The following is a 19,113-nucleotide window of genomic DNA, read 5'->3' on the forward strand; positions in this document are numbered from 1 at the left end:
TGTGCAGATTATTTTTATTTTTTTTCAATTAATCCTTTTAGAACTTCTGCGGAAATTGTTGTTATCGTTCCGTGTTTGTGTCCTTCGGGAAGGGATATTTTGGATGACACATCTTTGAAATTCACAAAATCGGAAGTGCTTAAGGCTTTGTAATTTTTGGATCCGTAATTGTCATAATACAACAACCAGTTTTTACCGACTTTCACGACCGTTGGCCCTTCTGATAAATATTCGGTCAAGGGTTTTGATCTTTTTTCGAATGGCCCTAATGGGGATTTTCCGAAAGCTACTTCTATGTTTCGCATTGGTCTGGTGTTATCTTTGAGAACCAAAACATAATCTTTTTTGCCTTTTTTTACAATTACACAATCGATGACGCTGAAACCGGGGTCATAATATAATTTCGTGTCTGAAAAGGTTTTGAAATCTTTGGTGGTTACGTAATACATTCGGTGGTTGTTTTTCTCGTCTTCTACTCCTTTTTCGAATCGGAATGGGATTGTGGATGCCCAAATAATGATGTATTCTTTTTTGACATCATCGTAAAAAATTTCGGGTGCCCACACGTTTACGACTTCGGGTTCGTGTTTCATCACGGAAATGTATTCCTGTTTGGACCAATGAATTAAGTCTTTGGAACTGGCGTATCCAAATCCGTTTCCGCCTTTCCAGTCGGTTGTCCACACCATATGATAAGTTCCGTCTGCGCCTTTTGTGATGGAGGGATCACGCATTATTTTGCTGGCTCCGATTTCTGGTTTTAGGAATGATCCTTCCAAACCTTTCCAGTTGTAGCCGTCTTCGCTGTAGGCTAAGTACAAACCTTCGGTAGCGGGTTCCCTGAAAGAAGTGAAAAGGAAAATTTCCTTTTTTTTCTGGGAATAACTTACTGCAAAAAGTGATAGCGTTAGTATGATGAATAATTTCCTCACCCCAACCCTCTCCAAAGGAGAGGGAGACGAGACTTGACAATTGGAATGTGTATCTTTTTGTGTCATTGTGTTAATCTTTTTTTAACCTCACCCCAGCCCTCTCCAAAGGAGAGGGAGCCGAAACTGGAGAGTTTACATTTTTTTTCTATTATAGTTTTTCTTTCCTACAAGGTTTTTAAAACCTTGTAGGTATGATTTTTTGTCTGTTGAAATACCTACAAGGTCAAAAAAGACCTTACAGGATTAGGCGTTTAATCTTAATGGCAAAAAAACAAAATCTCTCTACTAGCCCCGATTGTAGTGGAAATCCTTATAAGCCGGGGTTCGGCTTATAAGATTGTAACGGAAAGCGGGACGATACATCCTAAAATGCCGTATGTTTCTGCTTCTAAATTTAATAATCGAAATACCTACAAGGTCAGAAAAAGACCTTGCAGGATAATTCGTTGTATTATTCAGTAATTGCTTTTTTATCCAGGTCTTTTCCTTTTTTCACAACTGTAGTCACATTGTTGAACACATTGTTTTTTAGGAAGATATTTTTGGTGTCTTTTCCATTTGCTTCGATGAAAATATCGGTGGCGTTGAACGGAAAATTGTTGTTGATCATAATATTCGAGGCGTTGTCGATTTTGATAACCGGAACTCCCTTGATCGGTGTAGATGAACCTACGTTGTCCAAAATCAGGTTTTTCGAATCAGTGATTTTGAAAGAAGAACCGACTGTTGCATTGACTTTTACATCGTGAAATTCTACATCTGTCGCCGTGTTTATGGTGAAACCTTCCTTGCCGTCCATATTGATGTTGGAGAACGTGATGTTCTGGATTGGCATTTCAACGATTCCGCGAACGAATCCTGCTTTGTTGACATTTCCGCCAGTAACGTTGCTAATGTGGATGTTTCTGAAAATCGGCGTGCGCTCGGTAACAGGCTCTACGGGATTGTCTTTGTCGTAGAAAAGATCCAGAATAATGGCTTCTTCCTTGATGTTTTTCATCACGATATTGTCGACGCGAATGTCCTCGACCACTCCGCCACGACCACGAGCGGCTTTGATACGGATTCCACGATCGGTTCCGTCGAAAACGCAGTTGGAAATCGTGATTTTTTTGATTCCGCCCGACATTTCGCTCCCGATAACGACACCTCCGTGACCGCTTAACATCGTGCAATTGGTGATGGTTACGTTTTCGGTTGCTTTTCCGTATTTACGACCGTCTGCATCGCGACCCGATTTGATGGTGATACAGTCGTCGCCCACGCTGATGTGGCAGTTTGAAATGTGAACGTTGGTACAGGACGAAGGGTTGATTCCGTCTGTGTTTGGCGAATGCGGATTGTTAATTGTAATTCCCGTTACAGTTACATTGTCGCAGAATTCAGGATTTATGGTCCAGAAAGGGGAATTTTTGAAGGTTACGCCTTCGATTAAAATGTTTTTACAATTGTAGGCCTGGAAAAAAGAAGGACGGAAAAAGTGCTTGTCAATTGTTCTTTTGTAATACGGCTCGTAAACGATTCCTTTATTTTGCTCGGTCCACATTTTTTGGTATTTCGTTTCGGGAATTGGACCTTTTGCGGTTTCGATTCGGTACACTTCATTCCACCACGCTTTTCCTTGTCCGTCGATTACGCCTCTTCCTTTGATGGTGATATTTTCGACGTCTTTGGCATAAAATAATGGCGAGAACGACTGCATCACGATTCCTTCGTAACGCATCTCTACATACGGAAGGTAATCATCGAAATTCTCTGAAAATTTCAAAAGTGCTCCGGAATCCAAATGGATGGTGATGTTGCTTTTTAGTTTTAAAGCTCCGGTTAAATATTCTCCGGCTGGGAAAAAGATGGTTCCGCCTCCGTTTTTAGATGCTTTTTCTATTGCGTTCTGAATGGCCTCGGTGCATTTTATTCCTTTGTTGTTTCCGCCTTCGTTTAGGATGTTTAGCCAGCCATCGTTTGCGAAAGCGGTGTTTAGTCCTGTTATGAAGAAGAGTAGTATTATGATGTTTTTGATTTTCATAGTGTTGCTTTTTGGTTTCACGCAGATTGCTTCGCCTGTTCGCTATCGCTCGGGTTAGCAGATTGTGCGGGATTTTTTTATCTGCTTGATCTGCTAAATCTGCGAGAGATATTTATTCTTTTTTGTCATTGAGAAACGAAACAATACATTTATAAAATTAAACTTTGTGGCTTATTGTTAGTGAGGTTGCTTCGTTCCTCGCAATGACAAGATTGTGGTTACGTTACTTTGAACTTAAAATTAAAACCCAGTCGTTACCGTCTTCTTTTTTGCCGGAAGGCTGAAATTCTTTTGTTCCTTTGTTATCAAATGTTCCAATCTTTGTTTTTTCTCCGTTTCTTGGATTGTACCAAGTTGCGGTTACTTTGTCTCCCGAAATTTTCCCCATATTCACGGTAATTTTTCTTCCGGTGTAAGTATAAATTAAAGCATAATCATTTCCTCTTGTTGCCACTTGGTAATCGTATTTTTTGCCTTGATTGGCCACTAATGACTGATCCGGAACTCTTTCTAGATACGGAAATTCCAACATCAGATTTTTGATGTGTACCATTTGTCCGGCTCCCGGCGCATTGATAGCGTCATTCCATAATTCTTTGTTTCCGTAGGCTGGATTGTCGCCTTTTCTAAACATTTGCATTACGGCATTGTGTCCGTAAGTATAGCCCGCTCCGCCTGCAAAAACGGACCAGTATCCGTAACGACGTACATCGCTTGCTGTCCATTTTGGCTGTAAGGTATCGTGCAGACCGTGTGGAATTCCTTCGTAAGATGGTTCTCCGTCAAGCGTTGGTTTGGTTGGTTTTAAATCCCAGTCTCTATGAACAAATTTGTAATTGTCTTCTTTGAATGAATTTTTCAAAGTATCCTGATCGTATCTTCTGTGACCGGATTGGAACATATTGAAATCAAGCCAGCTTGCATTATGATAATTCTCTGATGAATCGGTTCTTCCGAATGGGTGAAAAGTCACTAACTGATCTGGGTTACTTGTTTTTAAAATACTTCCGAGTGCGTTCCAAATGTCCTGAAATTTATCTCCGTAGGTATCGCCACCGTTCAGCCAGATTACATTGGTTTTGTTTTTATATCGGTCAGCTAAAAATTTAGCATATTTTTCAACATCTGCTTTCGTTACTTTGCTTTTAGCACTACTAATATTAGTTCCCCAAACCGGTACCATTGCTAAATAGATTCCGTTTTTTTGTGCTACATCGAGAGTGTAATCTACGTGGTCCCAGTAATCGTATTCGGGAGCATCCTTTGGATCATTGCCCGGTGAAGTAATTTGATGCGCCAGATTATCATTCATTAATGCCTGATCGCCATAAACATTTACAGCATTCACATTATGCAAAACCATTACCTGAACGACATTAAACCCTTTTGCTTTTCTGTCTTCTAAATATTTAACAACGCCTTCTCTGTCTAATTTTCCGAATGTCAGCCAGCCTGTATCGCCTAACCAGAAAAATGGTTTCCCGTCTTCGGTAACAAAATAGTGCTGGTTTGGGGAAACTTTAAGTTTTGGTAGATTTTTGGATTGAGAAAATCCGCTTTGTGCTGTCAACATAAAGGGTATACAAAGGGCGTATAAATATTTTATTTTCAGGTTCATTTTGTTTGTTTTTACAACCTCACCCCAGCCCTCTCCAAAGGAGAGGGAGCCGAGACTGGAATTTGTTAATTATTTTTTTATTATGAATAATACTTTCTCTTTGATTTCAGCTTGCGGAATTACAACCTGTTTTCCTCCACTGATATTTGCTTTTTTCGTAAAACTTCCATTTGAAGCATTGATTGTATATACTTCGAAAGTTCCTTTGTGATTTGATAAATCGATCGAAACATCCTGATCATTTTTAAGATAAAAAAGATAGGCATTACCTTTATTTTCCAGTGTCCAAAGGGTGTCTGAAAAAGTAGTTCCTGCTGCAAACTTCATACCAGCAAGGGCAGAATGAAAGGCAGGAATTTCAATTTTTGGAACATTTGCCAAAGAAGCTCCCGCCATTAATGCCGGCCAGCCAAATCGTGGTGCTCCCATCGTTGAATACAGGACTGCTTTTTCCGGATATTTTTCACGGTATTCGCGAACCGCTCTGTAAACCTGATTGTCGGTTTCTTTTCCGGTTTTCATTTTACGGGCATGCTGGCGAGGCGCTAAATTTTTTCCGCCTTCTGGAGCATAAAAAGTTCCGTCTTCTCTGTAATACCAATATCTGATGTCAATTACATCAACTGTTTTTGCCCTCGCATCTTCATTTAAAATAGCATCCTGAACATCTTTTGTCGCACTTAAAGCGATTTTGGATTCATTTTGATTCGACTTTTCATAGTTCGCTATCACATCAATCCAAAATTGCATGAAACTTAACGGACCTGTATATTCGGCACTTGTGAGTTGTAATACGTTAGCATTGTCTTTAAAATTCTCTAAATTTTTCTCAATGAAGGCTTCGTGTAATTTACGGATGTCGGCATTTTTTATATCATAAAATTGTTCAGCAATGAAAATCCTTTTATCGCCTGCATAAGGCGGAGGTTCCGGCAATCCTGTCGTGTTGATATTATTCGCTGGACGCCAAGGAGAACTTGCCCAATGTGCTCCTGCTTCTAAAATGTTATGCTGAAAATAGGCTTCGTTTAACAGGAGCTTATTCTTCTGACCGGCTAATTGTGCAAAAGTTTTTAATCGGTTCCAATACCATGCATTGTATCGGGTCAAATCGTATTTGCTCAAATGATCCCAGGCAATTCCCTGACCGCTTCTGTCGAAAGGCTGTTCGTAAAAAGGTGCCCAGACATCGGCATCGATTCTTCGGATGCGTTCATGATCGGCCATTCTTTGTTCGTACCACAATCCGTAATTATGGTCAATTGCCGATTTATTATTTTCGACTAAATAGTTTACTGTTTCTTCCAGATTATCAGTATAACCAATTCCGTAATGTCCGGGAACAAATCGGGTAATGTGTGGTCTTGATTTTGCAATTTCAGATTCACGTAAACTTCCTCTCCACCACGGTACATCAACAACTTCTCCGGTAATTACACCTTTTGAAGTGGTTAAGAAACCATTGGTTATGGTGATTTTATCTGTATTCGAATTGGTAACTGCATCAGGTTTTACTTCATCAATTCGTTTTGCTTTGGCATAATCAATCGCGATAGGATTTCTGGTTGATGCTTTACTAATAAATTGTTTTAAAGTTTCGTTTAGTTTATAAGCTTCGGTGGTTAACTCTTTTGCTTGTTCCAATGTCGGACTTGAAGAAGGTTCCGTACCTAAATCCATTATTTGAGCCTCCATCGGTAATTTGCCCAGACGCTGTTCCAATAAAGCATAGAATAAACTTCTTGGGCTAATGTGACCGTTTACCTCTTTCCAATGTCCATCACCAGCCATAATGCCACCCCAAACTCCAAATGCCCAGTTGTTGGCTGTTGGTGGACTGTAATTTTCTATTTTGGATGCCGAGGTTTCCCAGATAACGCTATTGGCAACATTCCAGCCTAAACCTCTTCCATCCTGTTCTTTGTTTTTGAAACTAATGGCATTTCCATCAATTAAAGAAACGTCAAAAAGAATTCCAGTTGCCCAGCTTCCCACAGATCCGCTGAAACTATATGGCAAATGTGATTCACATTGCAAAAAGACATTTGGTCCTGCAGCTGCATAACCTCCGACTACAAAATCATTGTATCCGAATTCAGAATAACATCTTTGAAATAAAGTTTGCTGTCCTTCGGTATAAAACGTGTTTCTTCTATGTGCTGCGATTTCCGAAATCGGATTTAAAGCCAGACAATCTTCAACAGTAATTCTTTTGGCCGTTTTTAAAATAGAAACCGCACCGCCTGCAAACTGTTCAAAATTGACTTGTCGTACCCAAATGTCTTCTGCATTTTCTATAGAAATTCCAGTCCATCTGTGCTGTTCGTCTTTTGGATTTGTGGTGTCGTAATCTGATTTCAAAGTCAGGTTTTCGACACCCACATTATTGATTCTACCTGACCAAGTGTAAGTTACTACAGTTGATTTTGATAATTCTTCATCCAATGCATTCGTTAAAGGGGCATCAATCGTAATTTTATTTTCCTGAACATTTGTAATTTCCCTGTCGGCACGAATGACAAAATCATCGGCTTTCCAGCCAATCCATCCGCTTTCTCCTCCAAAATCATTCATTGACAAAAGATCAATCCATTTTTTAGTGATGGGTGTATTGATTACAATATGATCTCCTTTTTTAAAGGTACCAGCATTTTTTACGGATAAAACTGTTGCTCCTAATCCTGTATAAGCAGCAGCGATTTCTGTTGTTTCTTTGAGAACACGGTTATTGATTCCGCTGATATTGACAATTGCTTTTCTGTTGGTTGTGGTTCCTAAAAGAATCGTTCCGTTATTTCCTGAACCGCTTCCTCTTAATACAATTCCGCTTTCCTTAATATTGATTTCTCCCGAAACTTTAAAGATTCCTTTATCTAAAAGTACTGTTCCTTTAAAACCGTTTTTATCGGCTTTCAATTTGGCAACATATTCTATCGCAGATTGAATTGTTTTGGTTGCATCTCCTTCAATATGCGGTACAAAAGCTTTGATAACCACATTTGGAATCGCAACTGAAGACCCTTTATAACCGGCAAAAGAAAAATCTGGAATCTGGTTTCCTTTTGTATCGGCTGTTCGTTCCAACTTACCTTCTTTGGTTTTTGTAATATCGGGGAATGTGTTTTGGGCGAAACTGCTGCTAATGCTAAATAACACAGCAAAACCAGACAAAATTATTTTATCTTTTTGAAGAGAGATTATATTTTTTAGCTGGATGAAATTCACTTTAAAATAGTATTTGATAGATTTATTTTTATGTGATGAGACCTAACAAATTTTAAAAAACTTGTTAGGTCTGAAAATTGTCAGGCTTAAATTTAAGACTTTATTGCAACAATCCTTTTGATAGTTTTGCCAATGTATCGACGTTGTTTTCAGTTTTTGTCCAGTCCGTTTTGCTTTTTGGATCAATTCCGTTGAAATACTTTTCGATATTGGTGTATCCATCTCCATTTAAATCCTTATTTGCATCCGAAGCATCTTTTGGATTTAATCCATATTTCTTTTCCCATGCATCCGGGATTCCGTCATTATCAGAATCTTTATAGGCTTTTCCTTTGTATTCCGGATAACCGCCTACCTGATCGGGATGTGTTATAATTCCTTTTTTATAAGAGTCAGCCGGTAATCTTCTTTTGATAAATTCCTTTCCGATTGTATTTTCGAGGCCGTCTTTAGCCTCAATTTTTCCAGTACGAACCTGTTTTATGATTCTTTCATCAACAGCATCTCTTTTCGGTAAAGTCGCCCCCACATTATTGAGTACAAATTCATAAGCTTCTTCTGCTTTCATAATGGTGATATGCGGCATTGAAAAAGGCTTTGGCTGTTTAATCAATTCTAAATAATTTTTTGTTTCTTCAGCCGATTGATCTTCCAATTGTACTCCGCCATTCCAGTTATCTGCTGTAACTTCCGGAGATCCTACGATGAAATTTCCTGAAACATAAGCTCTTCCATACGTTTTTGGCTTCATGTAACCTGATTCCGGTTTCAGAATTCTGTAACGAATTGGCTGATCCGTTGGTGTGATTGGTCCTGGTTTGAAATAATTATTGATGATATTGAACATCGAACGATAATCACCTCCGTCCACAGAACGATTCCACCAATTGAAAATCACATTATTCACAAAATTAAAGTCACCATACATTCCAACAGAAGCATTTCTTGAAATATTATTGGCCCATAAGTTACGCATAAATGTGCTGTTTAATCCGCCAATCGTACTTCCAAAAGCATGATTGTAAGTATCCAGACCTTCTGAAGAAATTGTGTTTTGGATTGTAATATTACAGGCAGGCAATTTTTCCAGTTTTGATTTATCGTTTGCCTGAAACTGATGTCTGTATAAGGAGATATTTTCGTCTAATCCCCAGCTTACAGAGCAATGATCAATGATTATATTTCCCATTGGGTTTCCGCCAAGGGCATCGTCTCTTCGGGTAACATCGGTTGCGCCCCTGCGAAAACGCACATGTCTGATAATGACGTCATGTGTATCAATTTCCAACGTTTCACCTGCAATACAAATTCCGTCTCCAGGAGCCGTTTGTCCTGCAATTGTTACGTAAGGTGCACGCATGCTGATTCTCTTTTTTAACTGTATAATTCCGGAAACGTTGAAAACGATAGTTCGCGCTCCAACTGCTTCACAAGCTTCTCTAAAAGTTCCTTTTCCACTATCTTCCAGACTGGTTACAACGAAAATTTTTCCGCCTCTTCCTCCGGGTGTAAAGGCTCCGCCACCTTCAGCTCCCGGAAAAGCAGGAATATCGGCATGAACAAAATCTTTAGGATAAGAAGCCCAAGGCAAATACGGACGGCCTAATTTGGCTTCAGCCTGAATAATACTATAATTGGCATTCCAGATTTCGGCAAGTCTTTTTTCTTCATCTGCTAAAATCGCATCGGTTTTCTCCTGAAGTGGTTTTGGGATTTCCGGATATTGTGCATACGTAGAAGAAAAGAAAGAACAAAATAATACGATTATCATTGTTCCCTTAACGGTGGTATTTAGAAAAATATTTTGCATGAGAATCTTTGTTTTAGTTCTTAGTACCTAGCAATTAGTCCTTAATCATAGTAAATAGTTTTAAAGCTAATCACTAAGGACTAATTACTAAGGACTATAAATTATTTACCTGATTTGGCTTTTTCTCTTTCTTCAACACGTTTGTGCCAGTCTTTACTTTCTTTGTTTAAATCGTAACCTTGTTTTGATAAATAGTTATTGATTCTCCCTTTGTATTTACCAAACCAACCGTGTTTTTCTTTTGATGAACCTCCGTCCATTGCGTGTTCCCTTGCTTCAACCAAAGCATCATAAATGTATTTTTTTTGTTCTTTGGTTAAATTTGGAAGCATGTCATTGTAACCAGCGACAGTGATTGGCAAAACTCCATAAGTCATTCCGTCTTTTACTTCTGTGATTTTAGCCTCGTTCAATTGCGTTCCTAATTTTTTTAAATAAGATTTGTGCAATTTGTCGATTGACTTATCCGCTTTTGATTTTAGTTTTTCAATCTCGGCATTTTGTTTTTCTTTTGCTAAACTGCTGTTGTCTTTTACTTTTTTGATTTCGGCATCCCTTGCATCATGAATTTTACTTAAATCACGAAATTGCTGCGCAATTATATTGGTTACGGCAGTTTCTTTTTCCTTGTTACCCAAAGCCAGTTTCTCGACAATTTTTGCCGCTCTTTCATTGGTTACTTTGATATATTCAGGGTCTGCGTATTGTTGAGCACTTAATTTGCAGAAAGCAAAAAGGAGAAACAATAGACTTATTTTTTTTATTGACTTCATCTTTAATTTTTAAAAACCTCACCCCAGCCCTCTTCAGAGGAGAGGGAGCCGAAACGGGAGCATTGCTATTTATTTTTTGTGTCTTTGTTATTCAAAACTTAATCTAATAAAGGCTTTACTAAAGTTTCTTTATTATTGGCTAAATCTTTCCAGTCTACTTTTTTGGTTGGGTCGATACCATTGATGTACTCTTCAATATTGGAATACCCGTCACCATTTAGATCTCCTTTTGCATCAGAAGGATCTTTTGGATTCAGTCCGTATTTTTTCTCCCATTTGTCCGGCATACCGTCTTTGTCGGTATCCACATAAGGTTTCCCTTTGTATTCAGGATATCCACCCACTTGTGAAATATCTGTAATAATTCCTTGCTTGTATGAATCTGCAGGCAAACGACGGTGCTCAAATTGGTAAAATGTTTTTTTCTCCAATCCTTTTGCATATTCAGGAACTCCAGTTTTTACGGTTCTTACGATTCTTTCGTCCACTTTGTCTCTTGTTGGCAAAGTAGCCCCAACATTTTTAAGCACAAAATCATAAGCTTCTTCAGCTTTCAAAATTTTGTTAAACCAAGGCATTGGAAAAGGTCTGTCGCTGTTCATTTTATCGAAATACGGTTTAGACTCTTCATAAGTCATCAATTCGCCTTTTTTATTTTCGATTTGAACGCCACCATCCCAGTTGTCTTTGGTCACTTTTTCGTTATTTTCCACTATGTTTCCAACAACGTGTGCTCTACCAAAAACCATATAAGGCAATTTACTTCTTCCTGATTCTGGTTTTAGGATTCTATAACTAATTGGCTCTTTTAAATTGGTTACAGGCCCTGGTTTGAAATAGTTATTGATGATATTGTAGTTGGCTGTATAATCGCCACCATCGATAGAACGGTTGCTCCAGTTAAACACCACATTGTTTACAAAGTTGAAAATACCATTCCACCCGATTGAAGGATTTCTACCGGCATTATTCGCCCACATATTTCTGATGAAAGCACAATTCTCTCCACCTAACGTACTACCAAATGCATGGTTATACGTATCTAATGCTTCTCCGAACAAACTGTTTTGAATGGTAATGTTTACGGTACCTTTCTTCTCGTCTGGATAACCAGCACCCGGACTGTACATGTGTCTGTACATGGACATATTTTCGTCTAATCCCCAAGTTGCAGAAACGTGGTCTATCATGATATTTCCAACAGGGTTTCCTCCAATAGCATCATCACGGCGACCTACAAAAGTTTCACCTCTTCGAAAACGCATGTGTCTGATAATTACATCGTGGGTATCAATCCAGATAGATTCTCCGGCAACACAGATTCCATCACCAGGAGCAGTTTGACCTGCAATTGTGATATAAGGTGCACGAATGATTAATGGGCTTTTAATTTTAATAATTCCCGAAACATTAAAAACAATGATTCTGGCTCCTCCTTTTTCGCAAGCTTCACGCAAGGTTCCAGGCCCACTGTCTTCCAGGCTCGTAACGGTATATACATTTCCGCCACGACCTCCGTAAGTGTACATTCCACCACCTTCGGCTCCAGGGAAAGCTGGAATTTCCGCTTGTGGTAAATCCGTTGGTCTAGACGCCCATGGAATATAGGGCTTGCCTTGTTTGGCTTCTTGTTCAATAATTACGCTGGCCTTTTCCCATGCTTCGTCCGAAAGCCTGTTGGCTTCTTCTTTAATTGCTTTTTCTTTTGCCTGAACCTCGGCACTTAATTTTGGGTACTGTGCAAAAGCGTCAATATTTCCCAAAAAAAGCAGAAATAAAATCGATAATACGGAATTTTTCATGTTAATTTTAAATTTTGGTAATCGTTTTTAAACAAATCACCTGTATTTTGGTAAATACAGGTGATGAATTTTTTACTATTTTTTTACTTTTTTAAGTATAATTTAATCTTGATAGTTATGAGTTCCTGCAGCTCCAGAAGCATCTTTCCACCCAATGGCTTGCGTCAACCATGGATTTTGCGCTAATATCGACTGATTTAGTCCCATAATATAATAATTCTGTCTCCAGCCAATTGAAGTTGCTGCACCACCAAGGTTATCCATAGGATTTGGAGGAGAACGTAATTCAAAGTTGTTAGTATAAAAAGTAGCTAAAGCAGTAATCTGGGCCTGAAAGTTTGCTGCATCAGGATCTACCGAAATAGCAGCACGCGTAGCAGCTAAAGGATCTGTATTGGCGGCACTTGTACCGTTTTTATAATGTAAATAATTACCAACACGTTGTGTACCATTTATTACAGGGATACCAAGTTTGGCATTTGTTGTATTATTAGCAGCTGCATCATCATTGTAAAGCATCCAGCGTTGTATATCCCAAAAACGTTTTCCTTCGTATGCTAATTCTACTCTACGCTCATATAAACAAGCTTCGATTGCTGCATACTTATCTGCCAAAGTTCCAATTCCGTAATTATTTGCTGAAGAAATTCCTATACGATTTCTGATTTTACCTAAATATGCTATTGTGTTTGGAATATCTCCTTTCGCAGCATAACATTCTGCAATATTCAACAACAATTCAGCAAAACGATACTCTATAATATCAGTACCTGAATATTGAAAGTTAGTTGCATTACTAACCGAAGGACTTGACATTTTACGAATAAAAGCAGGACTTGGAACATCATTACCCATACTAAAAGCTACACCGGTAGTTGCATTTGTAGACCAACGATATGCCCATACTGTAGGTTGAGTTGCTGTTGCCAGACTATTAGTATATGGCCAATAGCTACCAGAAAAAGCAAACGTTCTGTAAAAACGCGGGTCACGATCTTTAAAAAACAAGAAGTCATCATATCCATTTGTAGTTGTAGGACGTGAACCATCTTTCATTGGAAATAAATCGATCATTCTTTTTGGAGCTTTAACTCCTCCTCCGGCCACTCCACCCTGACTCCCTAGTCGTATCGATTTTTCCCATGAATTGTTTGAATTTATACCTAAATTACCATTAGACAAAAGACGGATTGTAATTGCTTCCGGATTAAAAGCATTATCAAAATTATAAAACATTTTTGCCCAGTCACTTGCTGATGCTCCATATAAATTATGACCCGCAGCCATCAATTGTGTTTCAGCTTCTAATCCTGCTTTTAAGGCAGCATCCCAACGTTCTGTTGAAGACTCCCAGTTCTTATTAAACAAAGGACTGGCATAAGTTAACAAAACTCTTGACTTTTGAGCCATTGCTGCACCCTTTGTAAAACGTCCATAATCAGCAGATCCCCATGTCACAGGCAGCAAACCAGCAGCCAGGTCTAAATCACTTACAATTTGATTTACTAATTCAGTTACTGTAGCTCTTGGAATTTGTGTAGACGGATCATTATTAGTTGCATCCTGAACAATTGTTACGATTGGAACACCTCCATAAGTACGCATTAAATCAAAATACTGAATAGCACGTAAATAATACATTTGTCCTTTTATACGATCACGGAAAAGCTGTGGTAAATTACCTCCTTTACTATCAATGCTTTCCAGCATAATATTACACTCTCTAATTCGGGTATAAGGCTCATTTCTATTACTGTCTCCTAAAGGGGATCCATAATAACCAGAGGCATCAATAGCGTTTTCCCAGGTAAAATTAGGATTAATCAAACTTTTATCATTAGTGTTGCCGGAAATACCTCCTATTTCTTCTGTGTAAGAAGCCTGAGTGGTAGTATATGCCCCTACTATACTACCCATAGGAGATTTATGGGCATCAAAATAATCATAGTACATATTACCTACAAACCAGTTTACACGTTCTTCACTCTGAAAAAATTCATCATCAAAAAAACCATATTGTTTCTTTTCTTCCAAAAAATCATCATTACACGAAGTGCCCAAAAAAAGCAAAAGTGCCAGTGATATATATATATTTATCTTTGTTTTCATAATTTATTAAATTTTAGAATGTTACATTCATATTAACTGACCATGTTCTAAGTGTAGGATATCTTGCAGAAGAAGTATCATACATATTACGATAGTTATCAGGATATGGGTTATACAAATCCCAAAGGTTATTTCCAGTTATTCCTAAAGTAACTCTTTGAATATTTATTGTTTTAAGTGCCTCTTGTGGAAGTTCAAACCCAACTGTCAGGTTTCTAACAGTACATCTAAAATTACTAAGTTCCCAAAAATCCGATGGTGCAAAAGCAGTATCTGCCTGACCCATATTAGGATATTTTCCATTAGGATTATCAGTAGCATCATACATATCTGACCAAAAAGTTTCATGTCCCCAATCGTTATGAGCAGAAGAAGTACCTTGTTTAACAAGGTCGATAGAATTATATCCTCCCCATGAGGTAGCAATTTGAGTTTTAAAATAAAAAGATTTATAATTCATTCCTAAATTAGAAGTAAAACCATATGTCCTGTTATTCTTAGCTAATTTTATATAATCTAATTGTCTGGCAATCTGACCATCAGCCGGAGCCTGAGTATTAGTTGCAGCATCAAATGCGCCACCTACATCCTCATAAGCCAGCATCCCTTTTCTCATTAATGTCACATTGTTTATACCTAAATAATTAGGAACCCCGCCCACTGCTGTTGCATTAGCTGTCAAATAATTCCAGTAATTCGTAACATCTTCATCTGTACGCAAAATACCATCTCCTGTTGAAGTTTCTTTCCATGTTCTGAATCCCCATACTGGTGTGAAATTTGAATAACCCGGCTGGATTGCATTGTATGATGGATGCTGTACAGCAGCTCCTGGATATCTTTTCACTTCATTATCAGAAATACCAAAATTCACTCCTACATTATAGCTAAGGTCTCTTTTTATTCTGTCTTTCCAATTCAGACTAAATTCAGTTCCCCATGCATTTACAGCTGCATAGTTTTGCTCTGCAAAAGCACCACCTACAGAAATTGGAGTTCCAACTTCTCCGGCCATAGTAATTAACATATCAGTTGTTTTGTCATAATAATAATCAGCTGAAATTTGCAACCTGTTATTCAACACACTTAAATCAATACCAAAGTTATGCTTGATAGTTGAATCCCATCTAATATCTTCATTTGGTGTAGGCCTAGGCGTTATAGCCCCTCCTAAAGTTCCTCCTGCAGAACCAAACTGGTTTCCTTTATCAACAATAATGTCATATAAAGTAAGCCAACGCCATGGCTTGATATTATCTTTTCCTGTTTTACCAATAGAATAACGGAATTTCAAATTATTAATCGCCGGAAGAGCATCTTTAAACCAACCTTCATTAGAAGCAACCCATCCGAACTGAGCCGACGGGAAAAATCCCCAATAATTATCCGGTGCAAATTTTGTAGAAGCATCACTTCTAAAAAGCAATTGTACTAAATAGGTATCCTTATAGCTATAATTGGCACGCCCTAAATATGAAAATGTTCCTGACTCTCCTTTAGTTGCAGTTGAATTCGAACTTATAGTACCTGCAGTTGTATTACTTCCTAAATAATCTTTTGAAGTCCCTTCATAAGCCAAACGAACAGATTGGTAACTAGACTCAGAACGTTCTATACCAAACATCCCATCGACAGCATGATTTCCAAACGTTCTTGCATAATTGGCAAAAAAGTTAGCCTGAATCACCTTATCAACATCAGTATTATAATACACTCTTGAATTACGAACATTAGTTTCTAAAAGATAATCCCCTGAAGGATTATTAACATTATTATAAAAAGTAGGATCAGCTGCACTTACCAAATGATTATCAGCAGTTTCATAATTTCTAATACGAGCTAAATCATAAGGTAGCTGTACCTGTTCTGTATTAGCACTAGATTGACTTCTGGCATAACTCCCTTTAAGGGATAGTCCTTTAATAAAAGAAACTTTATAGTTCAAAGATAAATTAACATTATATGAAAATTCCTGATCAACCTGTTTACCACTATCCAAACTTGCAAAGTAATTCCAGCCTGCAATTGTATTATTAGCATTTGCACTACCTAAATTGCGATCTGAACGGGCAATTGGAGACAACCAATAGTCTTTTCCTTCTACCGTAGTTTGCCAGGGAATATATTTCGGCATATGCAATAAATATCCATAATCTGCCTGCTCACCACCTCCGGCTGAACCAAAGCTACTATCATTTAAATTGGCTGCAGCTTTAGAAAATGATCTTTCAACATCAACCGCATTTGCAGAAATCGTGGCTGCAAGCTCAAAATCTTTAGCTAATTTAGCTGTCATACCGGTACGAAAATTCCATTTATTGTAATCCTGCTCTCCAAGATTGGCACCCTGATCAAAATAGGTGATACCCGCAAAATAAGTTGCCTTTTCATTTCCTCCACTAGCAGTAAGGGAATGTCTTTGTTGAATAGCCGGTTTCCATGCTTTTTTCAACCAGTCATAATCCAAACTCTTCATTTGCTCTAATTCTTCATCAGAAAAATATTTGGCTGTATTGGTATCAAGATTAGAATTCAAAAATCTGTTTTTCCAGATACCATGCTCATAAGCACTCATTGTCTTACTATGACTTACAGCATCATTAAATGAGTATTGACTATAATATGAGAACTTTAACTTACTATTTTGACCTCTTTTTGTTTTTACGATTACAGCCCCCTGAGAAGCACGAGAACCATAAATAGCTGCAGATCCATCTTTTAGAACAGTTATACTTTCAATTTCTGAAGGATCTAATCTATTAAATGTTTCAAGTGTTGCTAATCCGGTTGTTGGATCTATCTGTACCATATCATCAATTACGATTAATGGATTGGTTGAGTTTCCATCTTTTGAAAAACCAAAGGTTTGACGTATTTGAATAGAAGCAGCATCTCCCGGACGACCAGAACCACCAGACACAGAAAGTCCCGGAATTTGACCCCTTAATGCTTCAGATAAGTTTGAAACAGGCAAATCCTGAATATCATCGGGTTTTATTGTAGCAATTGCACCAGTAATATTATTTTTTTTCTGTGTACCATAAGCTACAACAACTATGTCATCTAACACATTAGAATCTTCCTGTAATTTGGTATCAAGTACAGTACGTCCTGCCAAAGGAATTTCTATTTTTCTCATTCCGATATAAGAAAAAACCAATGTTGCACCAGGCTTTACGTTAATTTCATACTTACCATTGTAATCTGTAGTAACGGTGTTTTTTGATGATTTTTCAGTTACGTTTACCCCTGGCAAAAGCAGTCCTGAATTATCAGTAACCGTACCTGTGATCTTAATTTGGCTGCTTGCAGTTTGAGCATTACTCAGCATACTCATCAGTGCAAAAAACAAAAGAAAACTACATCTCTTTAAAAGTGTTTGTTTCATAAATGTTTAATTTAATTAGGTTATAAATGTTAGGTTAGTTAGTTAATAAAATATTTTTATTGTTTAATTAAAGCCTCACTTTTAATATTAGGCTTCTGAATCTTAAACGTTAAAAACACATTTATTGTTAATCCCAAAAATATAATGATTGTATAGTACAACTGTCCTGTGGCATCCTGCTTTAAAAAACAATTGATAAAGAAAACGAAGTAAAAAAATTATATCATCAAAAAAATCATTTTAAAAATATAGTAAGTCTAAAAAATAAGATAATTTTTTAAATTTAATTAAAGAACAATGCCTCAAGTAAGAAATACCATTCAAAAACAAGCGTATTTGATATAATATTTCCAAATAACTTCCTTAAGTATTAAAACATATTTAATGAATGCAATAAAAAAAATTAATTTTTTACTCAATCGTTATAGGAAATTGCTTTATTTTAACTTAAAAAGTCACGAAAACGATTTCTTTTAGCTAAAAAAATTAACTAAAAAAATTAAAAAAGAATATTTCAGAGATAAATTTTAAAGACAAATTCTTATTAATATCGCCAAAACCAAATCATTAATTTTATGACATTAGAGTTGTATGACGATAATATAAGATAAGAAGTATTCAATTACATAAAAATTAAAAGGTAGCATTAAATATTTTTCATTGCATTAAAGACTAATCTTGCCACTTCTTTTCCTCCTGCAGTTTGAAAATGCGTATTGTCTTTTTGTCCAGTAGGAAAAGCCGGATAAAGACCGGCTTCAAAGTTCATGAAGTAATTTTGGGTTACATACTCCTGACCTTTGCTGGTGAAGAACTCTATAGATAGTTCATTCAAATCTATTAATTTGACATTTAATCCTTTAGCCACATCTTTCGCTGCTTGTGGATATTCTCCGTGAACATTCATTAATTTACCTTCTTTCCAAGGATAATTTCTGGCAACCGGAGTCAATACTATTGGCGTAGCTCCTTTCTCTCGGGTTTGATTTATAAAAAGACGTAAAAACTCTTTATAACCTTCGATGTTTACATAACGCTCGGTTTTTTCTTCTGATGCATCATTATGACCAAATTGCATCATAACCACATCTCCTTTTTGTAGAGATTTATAAACCGATGCCCAGCGCCCTTCCTGAAAAAAGGTTCGGGTACTTCTGCCTCCTTTTGCCCTGTCATCTATTTTCACTTCTTTCGCATTTCCTAAAATATTTTTCAGCTGTTTCAAACTATCTTTCTGAAAGAATGATTGAAATACTTGTCCCCAACCTACCTGAGGATATTTTTTAGTTTGATAATTTTCTTCTAAAGAATAATCTGCTACAGTGGAATCTCCGATTAAATAAATTGTAGTCATCTTAGATTTAAAACTAAAACCACTTAAAACCATTATAGAAAGTAAAGTAATTGCAGCTAATTTATAATTTTTCATC

Annotated in this window: 10 protein-coding genes; all 10 read right to left on the reverse strand. The window is 37.3% G+C overall.

Going from position 1 to position 19,113, the window contains the following annotated elements; genetic code table 11:
• Nucleotides 1–14 precede the first annotated feature (14 nt).
• The 10 genes from J2W48_RS21980 to J2W48_RS22025 all read right to left on the reverse strand — a co-directional run bounded on the left by J2W48_RS21980 (nucleotide 15) and on the right by J2W48_RS22025 (nucleotide 19,112).
• Nucleotides 15–998: a glycoside hydrolase family 43 protein gene (locus J2W48_RS21980; protein WP_310284216.1), complete on the reverse strand. Its 984-nt coding sequence runs from the start codon at nucleotides 996–998 to the stop codon at nucleotides 15–17.
• Between the two features lie 385 nt (nucleotides 999–1,383).
• The gene (locus tag J2W48_RS21985) at nucleotides 1,384–2,958 is read right to left on the reverse strand and encodes a glycoside hydrolase family 28 protein (RefSeq protein ID WP_310284217.1); all 1,575 of its coding nucleotides are present in this window, start codon (nucleotides 2,956–2,958) and stop codon (nucleotides 1,384–1,386) included.
• A gap of 223 nt (nucleotides 2,959–3,181) precedes the next feature.
• Nucleotides 3,182–4,576: a glycoside hydrolase family 140 protein gene (locus J2W48_RS21990; RefSeq protein WP_310284218.1), complete on the reverse strand. Its 1,395-nt coding sequence runs from the start codon at nucleotides 4,574–4,576 to the stop codon at nucleotides 3,182–3,184.
• A gap of 69 nt (nucleotides 4,577–4,645) precedes the next feature.
• Nucleotides 4,646–7,801 carry a DUF6298 domain-containing protein gene (locus J2W48_RS21995; protein WP_310284219.1) on the reverse strand — a complete coding sequence of 1,052 codons (3,156 nt, stop codon included), beginning with the start codon at nucleotides 7,799–7,801 and terminating at the stop codon, nucleotides 4,646–4,648.
• 100 nt (nucleotides 7,802–7,901) lie between these two features.
• Entirely contained in the window at nucleotides 7,902–9,611 is a 1,710-nt protein-coding gene (locus J2W48_RS22000) for a polysaccharide lyase (RefSeq protein WP_310284221.1), read from the reverse strand.
• A 101-nt stretch (nucleotides 9,612–9,712) separates the two neighbouring features.
• Nucleotides 9,713–10,384 (reverse strand): DUF3826 domain-containing protein, encoded by a 672-nt coding sequence (locus J2W48_RS22005; protein WP_310284223.1) that lies wholly within the window; start codon nucleotides 10,382–10,384, stop codon nucleotides 9,713–9,715.
• A gap of 98 nt (nucleotides 10,385–10,482) precedes the next feature.
• A complete protein-coding gene (locus J2W48_RS22010) occupies nucleotides 10,483–12,186 on the reverse strand; it encodes a pectate lyase family protein (RefSeq protein WP_310284224.1) in 1,704 nt (567 codons plus the stop codon).
• A 102-nt stretch (nucleotides 12,187–12,288) separates the two neighbouring features.
• Nucleotides 12,289–14,295 carry a RagB/SusD family nutrient uptake outer membrane protein gene (locus tag J2W48_RS22015; protein WP_310284226.1) on the reverse strand — a complete coding sequence of 669 codons (2,007 nt, stop codon included), beginning with the start codon at nucleotides 14,293–14,295 and terminating at the stop codon, nucleotides 12,289–12,291.
• 13 nt (nucleotides 14,296–14,308) lie between these two features.
• Nucleotides 14,309–17,683, reverse strand: coding sequence for a SusC/RagA family TonB-linked outer membrane protein (locus J2W48_RS22020; protein WP_310284229.1), 3,375 nt, complete (start codon nucleotides 17,681–17,683; stop codon nucleotides 14,309–14,311).
• Between the two features lie 646 nt (nucleotides 17,684–18,329).
• On the reverse strand, nucleotides 18,330–19,112 hold the full coding sequence (locus J2W48_RS22025; protein ID WP_310284230.1) for a rhamnogalacturonan acetylesterase: 783 nt from the start codon (nucleotides 19,110–19,112) through the stop codon (nucleotides 18,330–18,332).
• Nucleotide 19,113: the final 1 nt, after the last annotated feature.

Origin of the sequence: Flavobacterium piscis (assembly GCF_031457575.1) — a bacterium.
In the GTDB taxonomy this organism is placed as follows: domain Bacteria; phylum Bacteroidota; class Bacteroidia; order Flavobacteriales; family Flavobacteriaceae; genus Flavobacterium; species Flavobacterium piscis_A.